Genomic DNA, 17,498 nt, shown 5'->3' with positions numbered 1-17,498 from the left:
AGCGGGGCAAAGCCTTGCGGATACTGGATTTCAGGCACAAAAAAAATAAGTCCGTTGACGTCTATTGATGTTCCGATGGTGCCGAAGGCCGGACTCGAACCGGCACACCTTTCGATGGTTGATTTTGAATCAACTGCGTCTACCGATTTCGCCACTTCGGCACTGAAGGGATGCGGAAAACGTTGTGGATTATACCGTTGCCCCCTGTTTCCGCAACCCTTATCCGCCGACGCCGATGCAACTGCTGAAAAAAACGTCTTCCGGGTTCTTCACTACACCGCGTAGCCTCTCTGGCTAAAATCCTGCCCTCCCCTGCCTGCGCTGAATAGTTGCTTCATCACGCCGGTTTCACCGGCACAGAGTGACGAGAAAGCCTGTGCGCAGTGAAACGGATGGCCCTACAGCCGTTCAGGTAAACGCTAAGATCCCGTAAACCACAAGATTTACTCCGCAACAGACTTCACGTCAGTGACCAGCGTCGGCAGATCCCAGGTGCCGCCAGCATGGATATAACGACACATGCCAGTTCCGCCATCATAACTTTTACAGAACGCCTGACCATCCCAGACCCAGCTCTCCTGGCTCATGCAGTCCCCGATGCCCCGGCCTTTCTGCACACTAGTAATCTCGCCCTTGTCGTAATCCGACCCGGAAACGGTCACCAGCTCTGGCTTGCCTTTTAGCTGCTTATCGATGACCCAGTAGCCATACCCCTCGTTATAAGCGGCTCGCCAGCAGAGCGCCGACAGCAAAGCGTGGTTGTCATCCAGCGGTGTCAGAGAGAGTCCATCCGTCTCCGGATCGCTGTTCTCTGTCGGTGAAAACAGGCTGTCGCAGGTGTCATCGTCATTGTGATTGACTGAGGCCAGTAATCGGTTTTTCAGCGCATCGGCTTCTTGTGCGGTCAGCAAGCGAGGTTCGCCGCTGAGGGTTTTAGCTGCCTGAATAACCGGTGCGGGCACGGCCTTAGCCACGCTGCTTTCCGGTTTATTGCCCTTTTTGGTGAGCGCGCCTGGCGTGCCGACCCGGCCCTGCACGTCGTCAGCTTTCAGCAGCGCGGCATACGCACCTTCGCCGGAAAGCTGGAACGGCTTTGAGCCGCCTTCAAATTCGACCTTACCGTTGCCTTTCACGGCGCTGATTATCGCAGCGGTCTGGCTGGCCGACAGCCGCCAGTTATCATCCGCCGCCGTCAGATCGCCCGCTGGCTTTCCGTTGATCCACAGCGTCAGCTTCTCCGCTGGCTCGCTGTCATCTTCGGTGTCGCCCAGCGTCACTTCTCCCACGGTCTCCGTTGCGGGGCCAGCGGCACGGGTGAGCAGGATAGAGCCGGAGGGATCCTCTTCTTTACCATAACCGGCCATGCGGCAGGTCAGCGTATTATCACAGACGACTTCCCAGTCTTTATGCTGAAGCGTTGTTCCGCTCTGGGCGGCCTGTGCCGACAGGGAGAACGCCGCCAGCACGAAAAGCATCGGTTTACAGTTCACTTTATTCCCTCAGTCTGCCCGACCTGCGCGTATAGCCCCTGATTATATCGAAGAAGAGAGTGCGCCGTTATCCGTTTTACTTCCTTCCCCAGACGCAAAAAAGCCAACCTCGCGGTTGGCTCTTTTCGGCATATCGCATCTTCAGCATCGGGCATCAGCAATATCCGTCAGCGCCGGTTGTCAGGATCGGCGCCTCAGTGCGAGTGGTCATAATCGCGGTGATGCAGCTTGTTCTCCACCTTATCTTTCACTTCGCTGGCTTTCTCGCTCACCTTCTCCGCGAGGCCCTCTTTGTGGTCGCGGTGATGCGCCGCAGGTGACGGCGAACCGGCGGCAGGGTTCGCTGCTGCCGTTGTTCCGGGCAGTTCACGCTCCAGCCCGCTGCGCGCGCGGTCGATATCCACTTTCTGACGACGCACCGTGTCATTAATGGTCTCGGTGCGGTCGCTGCCGTCGGTGCGCACGACCACCTCTTCTTTCACATGCGTCGTCTTGTTAATCACCGGCTGCTCATGAGTCTCGGCGACCTCGACGGTTTTCTCCGACCAGTCCACTTCTCCGGCCAGCGCGGGTTCATTCACCGAGCGGCGGAAGATATCGGCGTGCTGCTCATGCAGCGAAATATCTTCAGAGACGGTATCGGTCACGGTATAGCGGCGCACGCGGGTCGAGCCTTCGCTGACCAGACGTTTACCCACGTCCACCTGCTCTTCGGCCAGACGCAGAATATCGGCTTCACTCTCATCGCCGGTCAGCGAGGCGCGTCGTGGTTCCGCCTGGCGGTCGCTGGTCTCTCCGGCAAACTGCTTACCAGCTGTGGGATCGATGCCCGGCGCGCGGGTGCCGTTCTCAACTGAACTCTGCATCCGCGACGGTACATCGACCGAGTCATGCGAATGGAGAATCGTCATGGCGCGTGCCAGCTTCTCCTCTTCGGTTCGGATCGTAAGCACCACGCCGCCTTTGTCCATCGCCCGGGTATAGACATCCGCCTGATCCTGATCGACGGTGTGACCGAACAGACGCTGCCACAGGCTCGGATGGCGGACAGAGTGCCCTTCCTGCTCTAAACGTTCTCCACTGATAAGACTGATGTCCCGATCAGAAAAGCCTGCTTTCACGAGATTTCTTTTCGCGGCCTCTGCCTGCTGTGCAGAATCGAACAGTGTTACGATTTTTTCCTGTGCCATGATAGGTTCCTCTCTGTTAGCGGTTTTGATCGTCATCTCTTTCAACCTTTACCTGCTGCTCACGTCGGGTCACCACTTCCTGAAAAGGAACACTTTCCTGCACTTTTCGGATGTGGATCTCCTCTTTAAGCACCAGCTTTCTGACGATCTGGATTTCTTCTTCAACTACCGGGACAATCAGTACGCCGTTTTCTTCCCTGATGTCGGGTATATCCTCAATGGGCTCTGCTTTCGCTACATGCTCAACCTCAACCTTATCCCGGTTAAGCAGTGTACTGATGACCTCGTCATGCTCGGTTGTGGAACGGGTGACGCGAACATGTCCATCCACAATCTTCTGCTTCGTCAGGGCTATTTGCTCTTCAGCGAGTTTAAGCGTGACCTCTGCATCGTTATTGTGATCGGGCTGCCCGTCCATATTTTCTCTCCCGTTGAATAAGTCGGCCACAACTGCCTGACACAGTGATTAAGCATGAATACCCTCGTGGATTTCGCAAGGCGGAATATTAAAAAACCTCGGCAGTTAATTTTGAAAACAGCGCAGAAAAATATGCCTGAATCAGTTAAAACCGGCTTAAACCGGCAACGAATGAGATAAAAAAGACACGTTAAAACATGCCGTTAAAATAATTTAATTTCACAGGTAAATATTAACACTAAAGACATAAACTGGAATAAAAAATTTTTTAACCAAAGCGGTAAAAAGCAATAAACCAGGACGAATCCTGATAAATTGAATGCAGCGATGAACAAATATTAAATAATGTTTCAGCTCAGGGAAATTATTCGAACCGGCAGTGAACAGCCTCATGAAATAACAATTTTCCCCTTTCCCCGATTTACTCATTCCCCGTATTACAGAAGATTCTCAAAGCGCCCGTTTAGCAGAAAACTCAGGAACTTTCTGCTGTTCAGCCTCTCTTAGCAAAACTGAATACGTATATGCAGAGGTTAAAATGAAACAGGTACAGCGCAGTGCATGGGGCGTGGCGGCGCTTCTGGTGGCAGGCAGTGCCTCGGCGGCAAGCTGGCAGGATCAGCTGAGCAGCGCGGCGTCACAGCTCAGCCAGCAGAACAACGCGAACACCACCAGCACTACCCAGCAGAACGGCGGACTGTCGCTCTCCTCCATAACCAGCCTGCTGGGCGGCGGCGACAAAGCGGTCAGCGCCAATAGCATGACCAACGCTGCCGGTGTGATGCAGTACTGCGTCGAACACAACGTGGTGAAAAATAATGTGCAGTCGGTGAAAGATCAGGTGCTGAGTAAGCTCGGCCTGAACACCACCACCGCGCAGGCGCAGAAAACGGATTACACCCAGGGTGTGGCTGGTCTGCTGAATACCGGCAACGGTCAGCAGCTTAACCTGCAGAGCCTGAGCAACTCGCCGATGGGTGAGAAGCTGAAGACCAAAGCCTGTGACGTCGTCCTGAAGCAGGGTAAAAACTTTATCTCCTGATCCCCTTCTCTCTGCTCCCCTCTCTGCCGTGAGGGGAGTATCAAACGCCCCGATGCTGTGACGCCTGACATTCCCTAAACCTGGGGTTGGGCGCTATAGTGTTGTTTTGATTTCTACAGGACAGCACGCATGAAAGGCATCAACATCGCACTTTACTTCGACCCCGATCAGATTCAGGCCTGCGTTCACCAACAGGATGGCAGCTATCTCAGTAAAAAATTCGAGTATGACGATGGCGTGATTGAAGAGATCTACCAGTGGCTGGAGCAGTACGAACCCAACCGTACCCACATCTGCCTGATTGAGAACGAAACCGCCGAGCTGCTGGCCGACGAACTGGTCGACAGCGGTTATCGCGTCCATCAGGTCACCATGCACCAGCTGCTGAGCTGGTTCGCCGCAGAGCCGCCGTCGACGCCTGATGGTACGCCAATGCGCGCGATGCTGCGCTTCCTGGAAGATGAACATCCGCGTGAATATGAGTCGCGAACCCCGCAGACCGAAGCGTTGATGGAGATGTTCGATGAGCTGGATGCGCTGGAGATGGTTGAAGACGACGCCGACGAAGATGCGCTGCCTGCCGATCTGCTGCGCGCCATGAAGAAGCACCGGATCACCGCCAGCGCCGCAGCCCAGCGTCTGCTGCCGGAGGTGAACGAACGTATCCGCGAACATCTGATGCAGTATCCCGAACTGATGACGCCAGAAATCCTGCAGGACTTCTTCCCGGAACTGCTTGAGGCGCTGGAGCGGCCGAAACACTAACCGGGGAGATCACCGATGCTGGAACTGATTAAAGCGGTCAGCCTGGGGCTGGTCGTCATCCTGCCGCTGGCTAACCCGCTTACCACCGTAGCCCTGTTTTTAGGGCTGGCGGGCGAGATGAACTTCCAGGAGCGCAACCGTCAGGCGCGCCAGGCGTCCGTCTATGTCTTCGCCATCATGATGGTGGCCTGGTACGCGGGCAACGCGGTGCTCCATACCTTTGGCATCTCCATTCCGGGCCTGCGCATCGCAGGCGGCCTGATCGTCGCCTTTATCGGTTTCCGGATGCTGTTCCCGGCGAAGCCAGTGGGTCATTCGGTGGAGGCGAAGCAGAAGCTGGATGAGCTGGATGAGGCCAAAGAGCCGGTGAATATCGCGTTTGTGCCGCTGGCGATGCCGAGCACCGCCGGGCCGGGTACGATCGCGATGATCATCTCGTCCGCGTCAACAGTCAAAAGTGGCGTCGATTTTCCCGCCTGGGTGATCAGCGTTGCGCCGGTGCTGACCTTCCTGCTGGTCAGCCTGATCCTCTGGATCTCGCTGCGCAGCTCAGGGGCCATCATGAAGCTGGTCGGTAAGAGTGGCATTGAGGCGATCTCGCGCCTGATGGGATTTTTGCTGGTCTGTATGGGCGTGCAGTTTGTCATCAACGGCGTGCTGGAAGTGGCGCACACCTTTCACTGAGAGATGGCCCCCCTCTCATCTCAACCGGGGGGCCATCTGACTCATTACTTCAGCGTTTTACGCACCTCAGCAACCTGATCGTCGCTCACCGCAGGCGCGGTGTTGCTCCAGCCCTGACGAATAAAGGTCGCCAGCTGCGCGACTTCATCATCACTCAGCCGCCCGGCAAAGCCCGGCATCGCCAGTTTCGACGGGGCTTTCTCCGTCGAGGGCTGCTGCGCGCCAGCCAGAATGGTGTGGATCAGACCCGTGGGATCTTTAGCATTCACGATGGTCGCCTGATCCAGCTCCGGGAAGACGCCCGGGGCGCCTTTGCCGGTAACGAAGTGACAGGCACCACAGTTATCCAGATAGAGACGCTCGCCTTCGCTGAGGTTCTTCGCGGCGGTGAGTTCCGCTTCCGTCGCCTGCTGCGCCTGCACGTTAACCGCCTGCAGCGGCGGGTTACCGCCCAGGAACTTCAGGTACGCCGCGATGGCGTTGAGATCGGCGTCGGTCATGTGTGAGCTGCTGTGCTCGACCACTGAGGTCATCTCCCCGCCGACCGCCGCTTTATCGTTGCGCCCGGTCTGCAGGTAATCCACCACCTCCTGCTGGCTCCAGTGCGGTAGTCCGCGCAGTGATGGCACCTCCCAGTGGTTCAGGCTGCCGCCTGCCAGGAACTGATCGTCACCGCTGTCCAGCGCCTTTTCGTTCATGCCCAGCCCGCGCGGCGTATGGCAACTGCCGCAGTGGCCCAGACTCTCGACGATATAGGCCCCGCGATTGATCTCTGCGGACGCACCACCAATCGGCTGGAAAGGCTTGTCGGAGGTGAACGCCCAGTTCCAGAACCGCATCCCCCAGCGCTGACTGAACGGGAAGCGCAGATCGGTCTCCGGCGGCTGCGCCGCGCTCGGCTGCACGCCCTTCATAAAGTAGACGTAGAGCGCGTGGATATCAGCATCGCTGATTTTCGCGTAGTCCGGGTAGGGCATCGCCGGATAGAGGCGGGAGCCGTCCGGCAGGACGCCTTTGCGCACCGCATCCGAGAACTGCTGCTCGCTGTAGTTGCCGATGCCGTGCTGCGTATCCGGTGTGATGTTGGTGGAGAAGATAGTGCCGAGGTTCGACTCAATCGCTAGGCCACCGGAATAGGCCGGCTTGCCGGGCAGCGAGTGACACGCCATGCAGTCGCCCAGCCGGGAGAGATATTCGCCCTGCTTAATCAGTTGCGCCTCATCTTCGGCGTGAGCCGGCAGCGCCATGCCGCTCAGCAGCAGCGCATTCGCCAGAATAAAAGATTTCAGTTTCAGCTTGTTCATGCGCTTATGCCTGTACCAGTGGGCCGGGATTTTTCAGGTAGTGATCTTTGATCGCCTGTGCCGCCATCAGGGTAATCGCACCGATGGTATCGGTCGGGTTCGCCTGGAAGTTCTGCGGGAAGGCGTTGCCGCCCGGCACAAAGACGTTATGCACATCCCAGCTCTGCAGATATTTATTGAGCGCCGAGGTTTTCGGGTTATCGCCCATTATCGCGCCGCCCACGTTGTGGGTAGAGACATATTTGGTGATATCGAAATCCGCACCCATCGGCAGGAAGCTCATGCTCATGCTGTCCGGGTTCAGCTCTTTGGCGATGTTGCCGACGATGCCCTTCAGATGCTGCTGCAGCTTCAGCTCGTTCTCTTTCCAGTTAAAGGTCATGCGCAGCAGCGGCAGGCCACGGTGATCGTTGTAGTTCGGATCGAGATCCAGATAGATGTCGCGATAAGACTGGCAGGTGGTGGTGATGCTGATCTTCATCGAATGGCCGTACCACTCCTCCAGACCCTCTTTGTAGCCCATGCCCCATGTCGGCGTGCCTTTTGGCAGCGCGGTGCTGATCGGCGTACCGGTCGCCTGGGAGCTGTGGATCTTCGCGCCGCCGAGGAAGCCCAGCGACGGACCGTCGAAGTTGCCTGGCGAAATATCGTTGAACATCTGGCCGGTCGCGCCCGCCGTGGCATACGGATTGAAGTTCTTGTCTTTGAAGAACAGGGTCGCGCCGCCGTTCGACAGGAACGCGTAGTTACGGCCGACCACACCCTCTTCAGTGATCGGGTTGTAAGGCTTGCCGATCCCGGAGAGCAGCATCAGCCGCACGTTGTAGAGCTGGAAGCTGCTCAGCACCACGATTTTTGCAGGCTGGAAACACTCGTTGCCCTGCGCATCAATATAGATCACCCCTTTCGCGGTTTTCTTATCGTCGTTCAGCACGACCCTGATCACTTCCGCATTCACTTCATAGGAGAAGTTCGGCATACGCTTCAGCGAATCCATCACCGCCGTCTGCGGCGACGCTTTGGAGTAGTTCAGGCAGGGATATTTGCTGCAGTAGCCGCAGTAGTTGCACGGCGCGATCTGGTTGCCGTAGGGGTTCTTCCACGCGCGCGAAACGCAGGCGGACGGGTTCGGGAACGGGTGATAACCCAGTTTCGTGGCCGCCTCTTTGAACATCACGTTGTTCAGCGTATCTTCCAGCGCAGGCAGCGGGTAAGGCTCGGAGCGCGGGCCTTCAAACGGATCGCCGCCTTCCAGAATTTTGCCGCGCAGATTGCCGGTGTTGCCCGACTGGCCGCAGATCAGTTCGAATTTATAGTAGTAGGGCTCAATCTCTTCCCAGCTGAACGGGAAGTCCATCACCCGCATATCTTCCTGCAGGATGCCCGGCCTGTAAGCCTGATCCACGTAGGTCTTGAGTTTAAGATCGGTCGGGGTCGGACGGATCAGTACCGCCGTCCAGTGCATCCCGGCACCACCCACGCCCGTTCCCGGCGCAAAGGCGCCCCACTTACGGGTCGGCAGCGCCGTCTGGCTGCTGTTGTAACGCACGGTGACCGCCACTTCGGCGGGGGTCGCAAACACCTTGTTGCGCACCGCATAGGCATATTCATCCGCCGGTTTCGGGTAGGCGAATTCGTCATAATCGCGATCGCCGCCGCGCTCCAGCGCGCGCACTTCCAGACCTGCCAGCGCCAGCTCGATGCTCATCAGCGAGCCTGCCCAGCCGAGGCCGCAGACCACGACGTCGACTTCTTTCTTAGTAACCTGTGCCATGATAATCCTGTTTACCTGATGTCGAAGCGCCTTATGCGCGTTCACCCTTGATGCTGACCGGGCCCAGTGGATAAGGCACGTTGTGCTGTTTCACCCATTCGGTGAAGCTGGCACGCGCACCCGGGAAGCCGATGGCGATCCAGGCTTTCATGCCTTTATTACCGCCATACATCGGGTCGGCCAGGTAACCATGTTTGGTATCGGAGAGCAGCTGGCTGAAGAAGTGCGCCGGTTTGAGATCGGCTTCGCCCAGCGCGGCAAAATCGATCTGGTTTTTGTTTACCTGGGTCAGCACCGCATCTTTCTCCTCCAGCGTCAGCGCATGAAACGCTTTCTGGTGGGTGTTCTGCGACCACTGTTCGATCAGCCGGATCCCGGTCTGATAGATCTGCTGGGGACGGAACGGGATCTGATAGCCCAGCGTCGCTGGTGCCTGGGTATTGAAGGGCCCCTGCAGATAGATCTCGCTGCCAAAGGCTTCACTGTGCAGCTGCTGATCGATAAAGATCGGGACGTTGGTTTCCAGCGCGCCAGGCGCTTTGCCGTTGCCGCCTGCCGGGATCAGACGGTCGGTTGCAGCCAGGATGAACTGCCACTCATCCGCACTGAAAAAGATCGGTTTGTAATCGGCTAACTCGGGAGCGGCCATCTCCGCAGCCTGCGCCGCAGTCAGGCCTTTGAAAACCAGTTCACTGAGCGGCAGCGCCAGCAGTGAACCGAGCAAAAATTTACGCCTGGTGGTGGGTTTTTCTAACAGCATATCCGCACGACTCTCATCTGCTGAATACCCGGCTTATCCGTTCTGGCGCGAAAAGTGCGTGCAGACGAAAAAGGCTCCGCAGAGAGGAATGCACACAAGACAGACGACGGCAGAACAGATAAAGGCGGGTAAAATTATGGTTCGGTGACTAACGGAACATATCGGTTAATAACCTGGCAATCTTAGGGATATAACTATTTCTGAATGTAAAAATTGAATTTAAACTATTTCAGAGTGAAAGTTTATCATGCTGTTGCGGAGGGGTAACAAAGGGCTATCAGATTTACAGCAGGAAAATTGCTAATAAAACCCTATAAACATCGGTAATTTAGCCATTCTGACGCAGGAGTGAGCATTATTATTTTCGACCGGTCATCATCACGCTGAATAACCAATAAAAAAATATCATACTTCCATACAGGATAATTTCAGCAGTTGCTTATCCTGGCGTAATAACGGCGACGACACCATCAGACAATGCGCAATCTGTGATCGTCTGCGGTCAGCCTTTTTATTTTATCCTGTTCCATCCGTCGCGAGATAATAACGCACTGCCACTATTCCGTTTTATCTTTTTGCCCGATCGTCGACGCGAAAAATTGTGCAAAGCTCAGAACAAACCGGCATTTCGAGATGATGCGCCGCCCGGTAGTGTAGAGCACATCGACGACTCAGGACCTTTTCCGATGCGCAAAACGCTCTTATCCCTCTTTACCGCTCTGGCGCTGTCTCACGCCGCTCACGCCGCGACGCCTGCCGATACGCTGGTGGTCGCTGTTCCGCTGGATGGCATTATCAGTTTTGACCCGGCCGAAAGTTTTGAAACGGTCAGCAACAGCAGCCTGCGCAATATCTATCAGATGCTGCTGGAGCCGGATCATCAGGATCCGCAGCGGCTCTCACCGCTGGCGGCCACGCGCTGGCAGCCGGGGAAAACGCCTCACAGCCTGGTGTTTGACCTTAATCCGCAGGCCCGCTTCACCAGCGGCAATCCGCTGACCGCCCGGGATGTGGTCTTCTCCCTGACCCGGGCGGTAAAACTTAACAAAGCGCCCTCTTTTATCCTGGGCGAGTTTGGCTGGACGCCGGAAAACATCGACCAGCAGTTCACGGTGATTAACGACCACCAGCTTGAGCTACGCTGGCCTGCGGAGATCGGCAGCGATCTGGCGCTGCGCCTGCTGACCGCGCCGGTCGCCTCGATTGTCGACAGCAAAGTGGCGCAGGAACACGCCAGCAATAATGACTACGGCAACGGCTGGCTGAAGTCCCATTCCGCCGGCAGCGCGGCGTATACCATCAGACAATTTGTGCCGCTGCAGGCGCTGGTGCTGGAGGCGAACCCCTACAGCACGCAGAAGCCCCATCTGAAACGGGTGCTGCTGAAAGGGGTCGCCGATCCCGGCAGCCGCCGCCTGCTTCTCCAGCAGGGCGACGTGGATGTGGCTTATCAGCTCGGCCCGGACCAGATTGCGGCGCTGAAAAGCGTGCCGGATGTGCGCGTCGACGCCTTCCCGTCCAGCCTGATCTACTACCTCGGCTTTAACACTCAAAGCCCGCAGCAGCCGGCGCTGAGCAACCCGGCCCTGTGGCAGGCGGCTCGCTGGCTGGTTGACTATCAGAGCCTGGCAAACCAGCTGCTGAAAGGGCAGTACCGCATTCATCAGAGCTTCCTGCCGGACGGGTTCGACGGCGCGCTGAACAGTACGCCGTTCCATTACGATCTGAAAAAGGCGCAGGCGATCCTGCAGAAAGGCGGCATTAAACCGGGCACCCGCATCGCGCTGACGGTGGTAAACCAGCCTCCTTACATCGACGTGGCACAGGCGCTGCAGGCGAGCTTTGCCAAAGCAGATGTGCAGATCGATCTCCAGCCGGTGGCGGAATCAGAGCTCTGGAGCAAAATGCGCAGCCGTGACTTCCAGGCGATCTTCACCTACTGGGGCGCGGATTACATCGATCCCAATACCAACGCCAGCACCTTTGCCAGTAACGTGCCGGGCGGCGGCAAAACCCTGGCGTGGCGCGTCGGCTGGTCCATCCCGGAATTAAGCGCGCAGACCCGCGCCGCCGCCGGAGAGAGCGACGCGGTGAAACGCCGCAGCCTCTACACCGGGCTGCAGACCCGCATCCAGCAGGATTCGCCGTTTGTCGTGCTGTTACAGGGCGCGGTTCAGGTAGCGGTGCGCAGCAATCTCAGCCATCTGCAGCAGGGCATCGGTGTCAGCCTGCTTAACTTCGAAGAGGTAGAGAAGTAAATCCGTCTCCGGCCGCTGTGCTACGGGCAGCGGCATCTTTTCTGGCAGATTGTTCTCCTCCTGTAGACGTCCGGCTTGCTATCCTTCAGGCATACCCTTTAGCCAGGAGTGAAAAGCATGACTGCCCCGCTACTGATTGCGCGTACCCCCGACACCGAACTTCACCTGTTACCGCAGATGGCCAACCGCCACGGCCTGATCACCGGCGCGACCGGCACCGGTAAAACCGTCACGCTGCAGAAGCTGGCCGAATCCTTCTCCGCCAGCGGCGTGCCGGTCTTTATGGCCGACGTTAAAGGGGATCTGACCGGCGTGGCGATGGCGGGCCAGTCCAGTGAAAAGCTGCAGGCGCGGCTGGCAAAAATCGGCGTGACCGACTGGCAGCCGCAGAGCAATCCGGTGGTGCTGTGGGATATCTTCGGCGAGAAAGGTCATCCGGTGCGTGCCACCGTTTCCGATCTCGGGCCGCTGCTGCTGGCGCGACTGCTGAACCTGAATGAGGTGCAGAGCGGTGTGCTGCAGATTATTTTCCGCATCGCCGATGACCAGGGTCTGCTGCTGCTGGACTTTAAGGATCTGCGCGCCATGACGCAGTATATCGGTGACAACGCCAGAAGCTTCCAGAGCCACTATGGCAACATCAACAGCGCCTCGGTCGGCGCTATTCAGCGCGGACTGCTGACGCTGGAGCAGCAGGGTGCGGAACACTTCTTTGGTGAACCGATGCTGGATATCGCTGACTGGATGCGCGTCGACAGCAACGGCAAAGGAGTCATCAACATCCTCTCCGCCGAAAAGCTTTACCAGATGCCAAAACTCTACGCCACCAGCCTGCTGTGGCTGCTGTCGGAGCTGTATGAACACCTGCCGGAAGCGGGCGACCCCGACAAGCCGAAACTGGTCTTCTTCTTTGATGAGGCGCATCTGCTGTTCACCGACGCGCCGCCGGTGCTGCTGGAGAAGATCGAACAGGTAATGCGGCTGATCCGCTCGAAAGGCGTCGGCGTCTGGTTTGTGACGCAGAACCCGGCCGACATCCCCGATCGGGTGCTGGGCCAGCTTGGTAACCGCGTCCAGCACGCCCTGCGCGCCTTTACGCCGCGGGATCAGAAAGCGGTCAGAACGGCGGCCGAAACCCTGCGCACCAATCCGGCCTTTGACAGCGTAGAGGCGATTCAGGCGCTGGGCACCGGCGAAGCGCTGATCTCCTTCCTGGATGAGAAAGGCAGCCCGTCGGTGGTGGAGCGCGCGATGGTGATTGCGCCCGGCTCGCGCATGGGGCCGGTCACCGGCGATGAACGTAACGGTCTGATCAATCACTCCCCGCTCTACGGCAAATATGAGACCGAAGTCGATCGTGAATCGGCCTTTGAAAAGCTGCAACAGGGTTTCCAGGCCGCCAGCGATCAGGCCAGCGCACCGCCGGCCAAGGGTGGTGATGTCGCGGTCGACAACGGGATCCTCGGCGGACTGAAAGAGATCCTCTTTGGTCATACCGGCCCGCGCGGCGGCAGACACGACGGCGTGGTGCAGACGATGGCGAAAAGCGCCACCCGCCAGATCACCACTCAGATCATCCGTGGCGTACTCGGCAGCCTGCTGGGTGGTCGCCGCCGGTAGACCCGGCTCTCTGCTAAGATCAGGTTATGGATAAACAACACGAACTGAAACGGATGAAGCGCCTGGCGCTGCTATTGCTGCTGCTGGCCGCCGCCACCTTTATCATCACCCTTTTTCTGCCGCCCGGCTTCTGGGTCAGCGGCGTTAAAGCAATTGCCGAGGCTGCAATGGTCGGCGCTCTGGCGGACTGGTTCGCCGTCGTGGCGCTGTTCCGGCGGGTGCCGGTGCCCTTTATCTCCCGCCACACCGCGATTATTCCACGCAACAAAGATCGCATTGGTGAAAACCTGGGCCGCTTTGTCCAGGAGAAGTTTCTGGATACCGATTCACTGCTGAATCTGATCCGCCGTCACGATCCCTCACAGCTGCTGGCGCAGTGGCTGAATACGCCCGGGAATGCCGATCGTATCGGCCGCCACCTGCTGCAGGTGATGCGCGGCTTCCTGGATCTGACCGACGACGCGCGCATCCAGACCTTTATGCGCCGCGCCGTGCATCGCGCTATCGACAGGGTGGACCTCAGCCAGACCAGCGCCATGGTGCTGGAGAGCCTGACCCGGAATAACCGTCATCAGGCGCTGCTGGACGCGGCCATCGACCAGCTGCTGAAACTGCTGCACAAGCCTGCGACCTGGGAATTTATTGCTCTGCAGCTGGTGCGCTGGCTGAAACGCGAACATCCCATCAAAGCCAAAATGTTGCCGACCGAATGGCTGGGCGAACACAGCGCCGAGCTGGTGGCGAATGCGGTCGATTCTCTGCTGGATGATGTGGCGATGGATCAGGGGCATGAGCTGCGCCTGGGCTTTAACCGGGCGGTAGAGAAGCTGATTGTCAGACTGCAGAACGACCCGGAAATGGCCGCGCGCGCAGAGGAGATCAAAGGCTGGCTGAAAGAGGATGCCACCTTCAATCGCTACATCGGCGAACTGTGGAATGATATGCGCAACTGGCTCAAAGCCGATCTCAGCAGCGAAGATTCGCGGGTGCAGGAAAAAGTGCGTGATGCAGCCCTGTGGCTGGGGGAAACGCTGGCGGCGGATCCGGCGCTGCGTGACTCCATGAACCAGCATCTGGAGCAGGCGGCACGCAGCGTGGCGCCGGAGTTCGCCAGCTTCCTGACGCGACATATCAGCGACACCGTAAAGAGCTGGGACGCGCGCGACATGTCGCAGCAGATCGAACTCAATATCGGCAAAGACCTGCAGTTTATCCGCATCAACGGCACGCTGGTCGGCGGCACTATCGGGCTGATCCTCTATCTGCTGTCGCAGCTGCCCGCGGCGCTGCCGATGGTGAAAAGCTGGCTGTTCTGAATCGGGACAGCACGGTGTACATTGCCCTTCACCGTGCTACCCCGTAACCTCACCCGCGGAATTTGCCTGCCTGCGTCGGGTGGTAAAGGCGGCTAAGCCTGCTCCAGCGCGGCCTGCGCCACCGCCATGAAATGTTTTACTCTGTCCCGGTCCACATCGTTCCACCAGACACCATCGACTTTGAGCGCGCTGGCCACAATGACGGCCTGCGTGCGTGACAGAATCTGACAGACGTTAGCGGGCGTCACGCCCGACCCCACCAGCAGCGGTAAAGCGGTGGCGGCACGGATTTCGTCGATTTCATCCAGCGTGGCGCTGTCACCGGTTCGTTGTCCGGTGGCGATAACCGCATCCGCTTCAAAGAAGTCAACATCGCGGGTCAGTTCCTTAATGGAGCGATCGGCCACTATCGCATGGCTGCCATGTTTAACGTGGCTGTCGGCGAACACCCGGATATGCTCAGCGCGAAGCTGGCTTCGGTAGCGCAGCGCCTTCGCGGCAGCCCCTTCAATAAAGCCTTCGTTGGCGATATAGGCATTGGCCCACTGATTGACGCGAATAAAATCCGCCCCGCCCGCCAGCGCCGTGGCAAAAGCAGGTAATGCCGCGTTCGCCAGTACGTTAATCCCCAGCGGCACGCCGAAACGTTCCCGCACTTTTTCCGTGATCACCGCCATCAGTGCCGGCGTTTCAGGGCCAATATCCTCAGGTTTTGAAAAAGGAATATCGCCATGATTTTCCACAATCAGACCGTGAACACCGCCAAGAATATAATTTTCCGCATCACGTAATGCCCGATCAATTATCGCGCTGACGGGTTTACCGCGATATTTAGGCGAACCCGGAAAAGGATCGCAGTGAATAACGCCAATAACAGCTTTAGGTCGTGAAAATATCGCTTGTATTGCATCAATTTTTTCTGCTGATATAGCAACCATTGCTTCTTTATCCTGTTCAGGAAAACACTATGCGTGTTTATGTGGCTGGTAATATTACTGTCGATGAAACCTGGTCTGTTACAGATATTCCGGTTAAGGGTGCCTCTGTTCACGGTTATCCGCGTTCGCAGGATATCGGCGGTAAAGGCGCGAATCAGGCGATACTTTTATCCCGTTGCGGCATTGAAACCTGTTTAATTGCCGCAACCGGTTATGACAGTAATGGAGAATGGATCCGCCAGCAGCTCATGAACGAGCCTGTCACGTTACTGCCCGCGCAGCCCATGACCGCATTGAGCGATACCTCGCTGATTCTGCACAGTGCCGATGGCGATAACGCCATCATTACCACTACAGCGGCGGCAGATTCGCTGGATATTGATACGCTTAACCACCATCTTGCCAGCGCGCGTCCGGGCGATCTGCTGGTGCAGCAGGGTAATTTCTCGCCTGAGAAAACCCATGCGCTGTTTCACCAGGCGAAATCCCGTGGCCTGATCACCGTTTTTAACCCCTCCCCGGTGCACGCGGGGTTCAGCACATGCTGGCCGCTGGTGGATATTGCGGTGGTCAATCAGCACGAAGCCCAACAGCTGCAGCCCGGCGCGGTGAGAACGTTGGTGATCACGCACGGCAGCGCCGGTGCCTGGCTGATTCAGGGCGATCACCGGACATTTTCCCCGGCGCAAGCCGCCCATGCCGTAGATACCACCGGCGCAGGCGATACTTTTCTGGCCGTGATGCTGGCGTCCGCGCTCCTGCGTGGGGGCGAAATTGATACACTAGCACTGTCGCATGCCAGTCAGGCTGCTGCGCTGACCGTCAGCCGTCCCGGGACACGTCAGGCCTTTCCCACCGCGCAGGAACTCGCCGCGCTGCTCCAGACAGGCGGCGAGTCAGCACTTACTTAAACATCGCCCGGTAGCTGTCCACGTTGGCTTTGGTTACCACCGTGGCCGGCACCAGAATGGTTTTTGACACGGTTTTGCCCGACGTCAGCGCATTCAGGGCGTTTACCGCTTCTTCCCCCATCTTTTTGGGATCCTGCTGCAGCACGGCTGTGACATACCCGCCATCAATGCCGCTAATCGCTTTTGACGTCAGATCCCAGCCAAAGACTTTGATATCCTTCTGACGTCCCTGGTTTTCAACGGCAGCAATCGCCCCCAGCAGTGCCGGTTCACCGGTCGCGTAAATCGCGGTTAAATCCGGGTTACCGGTAATCAGGTTTTCTGCCGCCGTCATCGCAGTGTCCTGCACGTTCTGGCCATCAACCACGTCCGCCACGGTGATGCCCGGATTGCTCTTAATCGTCTCTTCAAACCCTTTCTGACGCTGGTTCTGTACCGCTGAATTCAGTGCGCCCACAATGCCCAGTCGCGCTTTGCCGCCGCTGTTTTTAGCCACGTAGTCGACAAAATATTTACCAATAATTTTGCCGCCCTCCAGGTTATCCACGCCTACCTGTGCGGCCTGCGGGCCTGCCGGTAATACGGCATCAATCGCAATCACCGGTATTTTAGCGGCGGCCGCTTCTTTGATCGCGGGCATAATACCGTTGACATCAATCGCATCCACCATAATGCCCTTCACGCCCTGTTGAATATAATTTTCTATCGCATCGTTTTGCGACACAGGATTATCGTTGGCGTTAAAGATCACTAAATCTTTACCGCTGGCTTTCGCTGCTTCCTGAGCGCCTTTGTTCATCTGATTAAAAAACAGGGCCTGCTGATTAATCTGGACCAGCGCATAAGCCGGAGCGGCTTGCGCCAGAGAGAATAAAGAACCCGCAGACAGTAAGCCGGTTGCCAGCGCAACAGCACGCAGTTTTCTGGTGTTAAATGCCATCATCTTAAAATTCCTCGTCGGGAATGAGCGATAACCAGTCGATCTCCACATCGAAATGCAGAGGGAATAGTATTGGCGGGCAAATATC

Annotated in this window: 15 protein-coding genes and 1 tRNA gene; 7 read left to right on the top strand and 9 right to left on the bottom strand. The window is 57.4% G+C overall.

Features of this window, described 5'->3' with window-relative positions; genetic code table 11:
- Positions 1–76: 76 nt before the first annotated feature.
- The 4 genes from AB1748_RS04290 to AB1748_RS04275 all read right to left on the bottom strand — a co-directional run bounded on the left by AB1748_RS04290 (position 77) and on the right by AB1748_RS04275 (position 3,098).
- A tRNA-Leu gene (locus tag AB1748_RS04290) sits at positions 77–161 on the bottom strand.
- Positions 162–443: 282 nt separating this feature from the next.
- Positions 444–1,475: a DUF1176 domain-containing protein gene (locus tag AB1748_RS04285; protein ID WP_367396316.1), complete on the bottom strand. Its 1,032-nt coding sequence runs from the start codon at positions 1,473–1,475 to the stop codon at positions 444–446.
- Positions 1,476–1,684: 209 nt separating this feature from the next.
- On the bottom strand, positions 1,685–2,680 hold the full coding sequence (locus tag AB1748_RS04280; RefSeq protein WP_367396043.1) for a YsnF/AvaK domain-containing protein: 996 nt from the start codon (positions 2,678–2,680) through the stop codon (positions 1,685–1,687).
- A gap of 16 nt (positions 2,681–2,696) precedes the next feature.
- On the bottom strand, positions 2,697–3,098 hold the full coding sequence (locus tag AB1748_RS04275; RefSeq protein ID WP_367396042.1) for a DUF2382 domain-containing protein: 402 nt from the start codon (positions 3,096–3,098) through the stop codon (positions 2,697–2,699).
- Positions 3,099–3,636: 538 nt separating this feature from the next.
- On the opposite strand from AB1748_RS04275, the gene AB1748_RS04270 reads away from it, so the two are divergent.
- The 3 genes from AB1748_RS04270 (at position 3,637) to AB1748_RS04260 (ending at position 5,589) form a co-directional block, all read left to right on the top strand.
- Positions 3,637–4,140: a DUF2501 domain-containing protein gene (locus tag AB1748_RS04270; protein WP_367396041.1), complete on the top strand. Its 504-nt coding sequence runs from the start codon at positions 3,637–3,639 to the stop codon at positions 4,138–4,140.
- 129 nt (positions 4,141–4,269) lie between these two features.
- On the top strand, positions 4,270–4,905 hold the full coding sequence (locus AB1748_RS04265; protein ID WP_293774133.1) for a hypothetical protein: 636 nt from the start codon (positions 4,270–4,272) through the stop codon (positions 4,903–4,905).
- 15 nt (positions 4,906–4,920) lie between these two features.
- On the top strand, positions 4,921–5,589 hold the full coding sequence (locus AB1748_RS04260; RefSeq protein ID WP_367396040.1) for a MarC family NAAT transporter: 669 nt from the start codon (positions 4,921–4,923) through the stop codon (positions 5,587–5,589).
- Positions 5,590–5,633: 44 nt separating this feature from the next.
- Here the strand turns inward: AB1748_RS04260 and AB1748_RS04255 are convergent, their stop codons facing one another.
- From AB1748_RS04255 to AB1748_RS04245, 3 genes are read right to left on the bottom strand one after another with little or no spacing between them, the layout of a single operon-like run.
- Positions 5,634–6,893: a cytochrome c gene (locus AB1748_RS04255; RefSeq protein WP_293774135.1), complete on the bottom strand. Its 1,260-nt coding sequence runs from the start codon at positions 6,891–6,893 to the stop codon at positions 5,634–5,636.
- A 4-nt stretch (positions 6,894–6,897) separates the two neighbouring features.
- The gene (locus AB1748_RS04250; RefSeq protein WP_111138522.1) at positions 6,898–8,667 is read right to left on the bottom strand and encodes a GMC family oxidoreductase; all 1,770 of its coding nucleotides are present in this window, start codon (positions 8,665–8,667) and stop codon (positions 6,898–6,900) included.
- A 31-nt stretch (positions 8,668–8,698) separates the two neighbouring features.
- Entirely contained in the window at positions 8,699–9,427 is a 729-nt protein-coding gene (locus tag AB1748_RS04245) for a gluconate 2-dehydrogenase subunit 3 family protein (RefSeq protein ID WP_111138523.1), read from the bottom strand.
- Between the two features lie 686 nt (positions 9,428–10,113).
- Here AB1748_RS04245 and AB1748_RS04240 point away from each other — a divergent pair.
- From AB1748_RS04240 to AB1748_RS04230, 3 genes are all read left to right on the top strand, one after another.
- Positions 10,114–11,685 carry an ABC transporter substrate-binding protein gene (locus AB1748_RS04240; RefSeq protein WP_293774141.1) on the top strand — a complete coding sequence of 524 codons (1,572 nt, stop codon included), beginning with the start codon at positions 10,114–10,116 and terminating at the stop codon, positions 11,683–11,685.
- Between the two features lie 117 nt (positions 11,686–11,802).
- Positions 11,803–13,305: a helicase HerA-like C-terminal domain-containing protein gene (locus AB1748_RS04235; protein WP_293774143.1), complete on the top strand. Its 1,503-nt coding sequence runs from the start codon at positions 11,803–11,805 to the stop codon at positions 13,303–13,305.
- A 26-nt stretch (positions 13,306–13,331) separates the two neighbouring features.
- Positions 13,332–14,621: a DUF445 domain-containing protein gene (locus AB1748_RS04230; protein ID WP_367396039.1), complete on the top strand. Its 1,290-nt coding sequence runs from the start codon at positions 13,332–13,334 to the stop codon at positions 14,619–14,621.
- Positions 14,622–14,713: 92 nt separating this feature from the next.
- Here the strand turns inward: AB1748_RS04230 and AB1748_RS04225 are convergent, their stop codons facing one another.
- A complete protein-coding gene (locus tag AB1748_RS04225; RefSeq protein ID WP_111138527.1) occupies positions 14,714–15,559 on the bottom strand; it encodes a BtpA/SgcQ family protein in 846 nt (281 codons plus the stop codon).
- A gap of 29 nt (positions 15,560–15,588) precedes the next feature.
- Here AB1748_RS04225 and AB1748_RS04220 point away from each other — a divergent pair, with 29 nt between their 5' ends.
- Positions 15,589–16,470 (top strand): PfkB family carbohydrate kinase, encoded by an 882-nt coding sequence (locus AB1748_RS04220; RefSeq protein WP_367396038.1) that lies wholly within the window; start codon positions 15,589–15,591, stop codon positions 16,468–16,470.
- On the opposite strand, the gene AB1748_RS04215 is transcribed toward AB1748_RS04220, so the two are convergent.
- Positions 16,463–17,413: a substrate-binding domain-containing protein gene (locus AB1748_RS04215; RefSeq protein WP_111138529.1), complete on the bottom strand. Its 951-nt coding sequence runs from the start codon at positions 17,411–17,413 to the stop codon at positions 16,463–16,465. The two genes, AB1748_RS04220 and AB1748_RS04215, sit on opposite strands and share 8 nt — an antisense overlap.
- Positions 17,414–17,498 lie beyond the last annotated feature (85 nt).

The organism is Pantoea sp. Ep11b, from assembly GCF_040783975.1.
Taxonomy (GTDB): Bacteria; Pseudomonadota; Gammaproteobacteria; order Enterobacterales; family Enterobacteriaceae; genus Pantoea.
This window is presented reverse-complemented; position numbering and strand designations above follow the sequence as displayed.